At 71.9% G+C, this 6176-nt stretch carries 6 protein-coding genes; 2 read left to right on the top strand and 4 right to left on the bottom strand.

Translation table 11 applies throughout. The features are described from left to right. Window positions 1-955 (top strand): amino acid ABC transporter ATP-binding/permease protein (locus CCN39_RS35880; RefSeq protein WP_143264275.1); only part of this gene is annotated, 955 nt, incomplete at its 5' end. On the opposite strand, the gene CCN39_RS35875 is transcribed toward CCN39_RS35880, so the two are convergent. Continuing rightward, entirely contained in the window at window positions 882-1817 is a 936-nt protein-coding gene (locus tag CCN39_RS35875; protein WP_086849667.1) for a FadR/GntR family transcriptional regulator, read from the bottom strand. The genes CCN39_RS35880 and CCN39_RS35875 overlap by 74 nt on opposite strands. Window positions 1818-1938: 121 nt before the next feature. Between CCN39_RS35875 and CCN39_RS35870 the strand changes: the two genes are divergently transcribed. Then, complete coding sequence (locus CCN39_RS35870; protein ID WP_086849665.1) at window positions 1939-2187, top strand: hypothetical protein; 249 nt, start codon at window positions 1939-1941, stop codon at window positions 2185-2187. Here CCN39_RS35870 and CCN39_RS35865 read toward each other — a convergent pair whose 3' ends face one another. The 3 genes from CCN39_RS35865 to CCN39_RS35855 are packed head-to-tail and all read right to left on the bottom strand — an operon-like array spanning window position 2188 to window position 6016. Continuing rightward, on the bottom strand, window positions 2188-4521 hold the full coding sequence (locus CCN39_RS35865) for a phosphoketolase family protein (protein ID WP_086849664.1): 2334 nt from the start codon (window positions 4519-4521) through the stop codon (window positions 2188-2190). Continuing rightward, window positions 4518-5411, bottom strand: coding sequence for a universal stress protein (locus tag CCN39_RS35860; RefSeq protein WP_086849662.1), 894 nt, complete (start codon window positions 5409-5411; stop codon window positions 4518-4520). The genes CCN39_RS35865 and CCN39_RS35860 overlap by 4 nt, the downstream gene beginning before the upstream one ends. Next, the gene (locus tag CCN39_RS35855) at window positions 5408-6016 is read right to left on the bottom strand and encodes a CBS domain-containing protein (RefSeq protein ID WP_086849660.1); all 609 of its coding nucleotides are present in this window, start codon (window positions 6014-6016) and stop codon (window positions 5408-5410) included. Before CCN39_RS35855 ends, CCN39_RS35860 begins: the two co-directional genes overlap by 4 nt. Window positions 6017-6176 lie beyond the last annotated feature (160 nt).

Raw genomic sequence — 6176 nt, 5'->3', positions numbered from 1 at the left:
GGGCGGCGGGCTCGCCACGCTGGGCGTCGGGCTGACGTCGGTCACCTGCCTGGCGCTGGGCATCCTGGCGGCGGTCCCGGGTCCCGCGCTCGCGGTGCTGGCACTGACCCCGCTGGCGACGGCCGAACTGGTGGCCGGATTGCCGGAGGCGGCCCAGCGGCTGCTCGGCGCGTCGGGTTCGGCGCGCCGGCTCGCGGAGCTGGACGCCCTGCCCGCCCCGCACACCCCGGCGACCGGGAGCGCGCCGGCCGCGGCCGAACTGGCGGCCGAGCACCTGTCGGTCCGCTGGCCGGGTGTCCCGGTCGACGCGGTCCAGGACGTGGACCTGCGGATCGGTCCCGGCCGCCGCGTCGCGCTGACCGGCCGCTCGGGCGCGGGCAAGAGCACGGTGATCGCGGCGCTGCTGCGCCACCTCGACCCCTCGGCGGGCCGCATCCTGCTGGCCGACACGAACACGCTCACCTGCGACGGCGACTCGGTCCGCGAGCGCATCGCCTGGTGCGGCCCGGAGACGCACCTGTTCGACAGCACGCTCCGGGAAAACCTCCGCCTCGCGCGGCCTTCGGCCACCGACGCCGAGCTGCGGGCCGCGCTGGGCCGGGCCCAGCTGTCGCCGTGGCTCTCGCACCTGCCGGACGGCCTCGACACCGCGCTGGGAACACACGGAACCCCGGTGTCCGGCGGCGAACGTCAGCGCCTGGGCGTGGCTCGCGCGTTGCTGTCGGACCGGCCGATCCTGCTGCTGGACGAGCCGACGGCGCACCTCGACGCCCCGACGGCAGCGGCACTGGCCGCCGACGTCCTGAAGGCGACCGAAGGCCGGCCGGCCCTGGTGGTCACCCACCGGCCGGCGGAGTTCGCCTCGCTCCCGGCCGTGGCCGTCACTCCGTCCAGCCCATCTCGTTCCGAGTCCTGGTCCACGCCTTCGAAACCGCATCGACCAGTTCGGCTTTGAACGCTTCGCGGTCGGCGTCGGCCGTCTCGACTTCTTCGATCTCCCGGAGGATCGAGTCCCGCAGCTGGGCGTCGATGGACAGTTCGCCGTCGACCTCGGCGAGCAGCCCGCGCGAGAAGACTTCCGCGGCCCGGGGCCGCCCTTGGGCGATGGCACTGGCCAGGAACCGGTGGAACCACATGGCGACCGGCAGCGGCCGCACCGGGAAGTCGGGCAGGGTGTCGCCGCCGGCCGGCGCCGGATGCCGCTTGTCGCCGGCGTAGTGCCGGTCGATGCGGTGGTTCATGGCGAGCACGATCGGATACGTGAGGCTCTGGAAGGCTTCGTTGTCCGAGGCTCGCAGGATCGCGCTGTGAAAGGCGGCGTCGAGTTCCCGGAACTCCGTGCGCACGGCGTGGTCGAAATGATCGCGGAGGCTGACTTCGTGCAGTTGCTGCGCGAGGGTGAGCAGTTCGTGGCAAACGGCGGCGGGCGCGCGCGAAGCGGCGAGCCGGGCCGCCGCCGGTTCGATGGCCGCGCGCAATTCCGTGAGCGACCTCCGCACGTGCCGCGGCGAGGGTTCGTCCAGGCGCCATTCGATCACCGTCCGGTTCAACATGTCCCACGACGGCAGGTCGAGCACGGTGGCCCCGACCCGGGGCATGATCCGGATGAGCCGCATGTGGTGCAGCGTCTGCAGCACTTCCCGGGCCATCGGCTTGCTGACCTTCAGGTCCGCCACCACCGATTCGACGCTGAGTGCGTCACCCGGCCGGTATCCGGGCGCGCCGCGGACGATCTTCCGGCCCAGTTCGTCGAGCGTTTCCTTGCTCGACCCCCGCACCCGCTCGCCCCCGCCGGCCTCGTCCGCCTCGTCGCGCATCGGCTGATGATATCAGATTGACGCTTCTGACCTCATCACCGAACAGGAATTGATCAGATAACATCGAGCGTCTTGGACCGCGCAGCACGCTTCACTCATCGTCGAGAAAGCGAGGACCGTCATGGGCCGCAAGCGCAGACCCAGCCCGCCGCCACCCCGGCGCACGCTGTCCCAGCCGGCCTGGGACGCGCTGATGCTGGTGCTGGCCGGGCTCCTCGGCGCGGTGGCCGGCCTGGTCGTCGGCGGTCTCGTGTACCGCCAGACCCACCAGGTCGCGGCCACCGTGATCGCCGGCGGCGTCGCGTTCGGGGGCGTCTTCGAGCGGACGCTGCGGATCATCCGGATGTTCACCGGCCCGCCCGGCGAGTGATCAGCCTTCCCAGGTCCAGTGGCGGATCTCGGGCAGGTCTTCCCCGGTGGCGAGGATGTGCCGGCGGTGCCGGCCTTGGGCTTCGGTCATCTTCTGCCGCAGCACGCCGGCCGTGGCGACGAGGCCGGGAACGCGGTCGATCACGTCGATGACCAGCTGGAAGCGGTCCATGTGGTTGAGGACCAGCATGTCGAACGGCGTGGTCGTCGTCCCGTGCTCGGTGTAGCCGCGGACGTGCATCCCCGCGTGGTTCGTCCGGCGGTAGGCCAGCCGGTGGATCAGCCACGGATAACCGTGGTAGGCGAAGATCACCGGGCGGTCCGGGGTGAACAACGCGTCGAACTCGCGGTCGCTCAGGCCGTGCGGGTGCTCGGCCTCGGGCTGCAACCGCATCAGGTCGACCACGTTCACCACCCGCACCGCCAGCTCCGGCAACTCCTGCCGCAGGATCTTCGCCGCCGCCATGACCTCCAACGTCGGGGCGTCGCCCGCGCAGCCCAGCACGACGTCGGGTTCGCGGCCGGTGTGGGTGCTCGCCCACTCCCAGATGCTCGCCCCGCGGGCGCAGTGCAGCGCCGCCTGCTCGGCGTCCAGCCAGTCCGGCGTGTCGTTCTTCCCGGCGACGACCACGTTGACGTAGTCCCGGCTGCGCAGGCAGTGCGCCGCCACCTCCAGCAACGTGTTGGTGTCCGGCGGGAAGTACACCCGCACGACCTCGCTGCTCTTGTTCGCGACGTGGTCGACGAACCCCGGGTCCTGGTGGGAGAACCCGTTGTGGTCCTGGCGCCACACGTGCGAGGTCAGCAGGTAGTTGAGCGACGCCACCGGCCGCCGCCACGGGATCTGCCGGTGCACCCGCAGCCACTTGATGTGCTGGTTCACCATCGAGTCGACGATGTGCACGAACGCCTCGTAGCACGAGAACAGCCCGTGCCGCCCCGACAGCAGGTAGCCCTCGAGCCAGCCCTGGCACAGGTGCTCCGACAGCACTTCGAGCACGCGCCCATCGGCCGCGAGGTGCTCGTCGACCGGTTCGACCGCGGCCTGCCACTGCTTGGCGGTGACGTCGTAGACCGCGTCCAGCCGGTTGGAAGCCGTCTCGTCCGGGCCGAACAGGCGGAAGTTCGCCCGGTCGGCATTGAGGGTGAAGACGTCCCGCAGGAACCGGCCCAGCACCCGGGTCGGCTCGGACACCGTGCCCCCCGGCGCGGTGACCGCGACGGCGTGGGCCGCGACGTCCGGCAGCGTCAGCGGGCGCAGCAGGATGCCGCCGTTGGCGTGCGGGTTCGCGCCCATCCGCCGCTCCCCCGCCGGGATCATCGCCGTGACCTCCGCCACCGGCCGCCCGCGGGAGTCGAACAGCTCTTCCGGGCGATAGGACCGCAGCCACTCATCCAGCTGCTGCAGGTGGCCGGGGTTCGTCCGGACCTCGGCGAGCGGGACCTGGTGGGCCCGCCAGGTGCCCTCGACCGGTTTTCCGTCCACCACGGACGGTCCGGTCCAGCCCTTGGGGCTGCGCAGCACGATCATCGGACGCGCCCCCAGGTCGGCGATCGCCGCATCGAGCGCGGCGGCCATCGCCTGGTGCATCACTTCCGGATCGGAGCCTTCGACGTAGATCGGTGTGTAGCCGTAGCCGCGCAGGAGGGCGTCCAGCTCCGCCGGCGGGATCCGCGAGAGCACGGTCGGGTTGGCGATCTTGTAGCCGTTGAGGTGCAGGATCGGCAGCACCGCACCATCACGCACCGGATCGAGGAACTTGTTCGCGTGCCACGACGTCGCCAGCGGGCCGGTCTCGGCCTCACCGTCCCCGACCACGCACGCCACGAGCAGGCCGGGGTTGTCGAACGCCGCCCCGAAGGCGTGCGCCAGCGAATAGCCGAGCTCGCCGCCCTCGTGGATCGACCCCGGCACCTGCGGCGCCACGTGGCTGGGGACGCCGCCGGGGAAGGAGAACTGCTTGAACAGCTCGGCCATCCCGGCTGCGTCGCGGGTGACTTCGGGCCACGCCTCGGTGTAACTGCCCTCCAGCCACGTGTTCGCCAGCAGCGCCGGGCCGCCGTGACCGGGACCGGTGACCAGCATCGCGTTCAGGTCATGGGCCAGGATCGCGCGGTTGAGGTGCGCGTAGACGAAGTTCAGCCCCGGCGAGGTCCCCCAGTGCCCGAGCAGCCGCGGCTTGACGTGCTCGGGCCGCAGCCCCTCGCGCAGCAACGGGTTCGCCATCAGGTAGATCTGCCCGGCCGACAGGTAGTTCGCGGCCCGCCACAAGGCATCCACCTGCGCCAGCTCGCGGCCGCCCAGCACCGCCGGGCGCGTCTCGACCGCGGTCATGCCTTCCGCTCCGGGCGGACCACGAGCACCGGGCACTGAGCGTGCTGCACCAGCGCCTGACTGGTCGAACCCAGGAGCATGCCGGTGAAGCCACCCCGGCCGCGGCTGCCCACCACGACCAGCTGAGCTTCCGCGGACGCCTCGAGCAAGACGTGCCGCGGCCGGTCCCGGACCAGCTGCCGGCGGATCTCCACGTCCGGGTACTTCTCCTGCCAGCCCGCCAGCCGCTCGGTCAGCAGCCGCTGCTCGCCCTCTTCCAGGGACTCCGGCTGGGTCAGGACCCGGGCCGTGCCGCGCGTGTCCTCATACGTGATGTCGCTCCAGGCGTGCACCGCGATCAGCGGCACCCCCCGCAACGACGCCTCCTCGAACGCGACCGCGATGGCCTGCTCGCTGGTCGGGCTGCCGTCGACACCGACCACGACCGGGCCGGCCGCCGCGTCGTACTGGCCGCGGATGACGGCGACCGGGCAGTGCGCGTGGGCGGCGACCGCAGCCGCGGTACCGCCGATGAGCATGTCCGCGAACCCACCGCTCCCGGTCCGGCCGACGACGAGCATCCGGGCGTGCCGCGACTCGTCGATCAGCACCGGCACCGGCGGATCGTTCGGCAGCTCGCTCGTGACGGCCAGGTCCTTGTCGACCGACATGGCCAGCGCCCGGGCGTCGGCGATGGCTCGTTCACCGTCCGCCTGCACCGCCTCGAACAGCGTCGCCGCGCCGACGCCGGTCATGCCGCCGCCGTAGTAGAGGCCCGCGATCTGCAGCCCGTGCACGATCTTCAGCTGGAGGTGGCGCCGGGAGGCGAGCTGCGCCGCCCACGTGACGGCGGCGGTCGAGCCCGCCGACCCGTCCACGCCCACGGTGATCCTCGGATCGGTGACGCTCATCGTGTCTGCTCCTCACCCGCATACGCGGTCTCCGCGGCGACGACGCCCGGCACAGCCAGCGCCAGCAACTGGGCGACGTGCCGGTCGGTGTCGTCGTCGAACTGGTCGGTGATGTGCACGAGCCCGTCGTGGACGTCGACGTGCCAGCGGCCGCTGCCGCCGTAGATCTCCAAGCGGTGCCTCACGTCCCGGGCGATCTCGACGTCGTCGCGGGCGAGCACCCGCACCACGTCGCCGCGGGTGACGATGCCGACCACGGCCGAGCCGTCCACGATCGGCACCGCCCGGATCCGGGCGTCCACCAGCGCCTGGCACAGATCGGCGACGTCGGTACCGGTGCTCATCGCGGTGACCGGAGCGGTCATGAGGTCACCGACGCTCTTGCCGGCGGTGGTCTCGCGGGATTCGTGGACGTAGCGCGGATCGGCCGGGATCCGGCCGCGGATCAGGTCGGCCTCGGTGACGATCCCGGCCAGCCGGTCATCGTCGTCGACCACCGGCAGCGCGGTGAAGCCGTGCGCGGCCAGCAGCCCGGCCGCCTCCTTCGCGGACGTCCACGGGTGCACGGTGATCACCGGCGCGGTCATCAGGTCGCGTGCTCGCATCGGGAGTTCCTTTCGTGTCACCTCCCAACCTAGGAAGGCGGGACCCGGGCCACCGCTGGCGTCGGTCACCGGTCGTGAGGACTTACGTCCCTTCGCGGGCGACGTCCACAAAGGACTCTCGCCGCCGCGGTCTTCGCCTCGGCCGGCCGGCCCGGACCTT

The sequence above is a fragment of the Amycolatopsis kentuckyensis genome (assembly GCF_002155975.1).
GTDB classification, from domain to species: domain Bacteria; phylum Actinomycetota; class Actinomycetes; order Mycobacteriales; family Pseudonocardiaceae; genus Amycolatopsis; species Amycolatopsis kentuckyensis.
Note: the sequence above shows the minus strand (reverse complement) of the source record. Positions and strands in the feature narration are given on the sequence as shown.

What these genes read in the sequence shown, in the direction of transcription:
- CCN39_RS35875 (WP_086849667.1), bottom strand. Translation starts at nt 1,817, where the DNA reads ATGCGCGACGAGGCGGACGAGGCCGGCGGGGGCGAGCGGGTGCGGGGG.
- CCN39_RS35870 (WP_086849665.1), top strand. Translation starts at nt 1,939, where the DNA reads ATGGGCCGCAAGCGCAGACCCAGCCCGCCGCCACCCCGGCGCACGCTG.
- CCN39_RS35865 (WP_086849664.1), bottom strand. Translation starts at nt 4,521, where the DNA reads ATGACCGCGGTCGAGACGCGCCCGGCGGTGCTGGGCGGCCGCGAGCTG.
- CCN39_RS35860 (WP_086849662.1), bottom strand. Translation starts at nt 5,411, where the DNA reads ATGAGCGTCACCGATCCGAGGATCACCGTGGGCGTGGACGGGTCGGCG.
- CCN39_RS35855 (WP_086849660.1), bottom strand. Translation starts at nt 6,016, where the DNA reads ATGCGAGCACGCGACCTGATGACCGCGCCGGTGATCACCGTGCACCCG.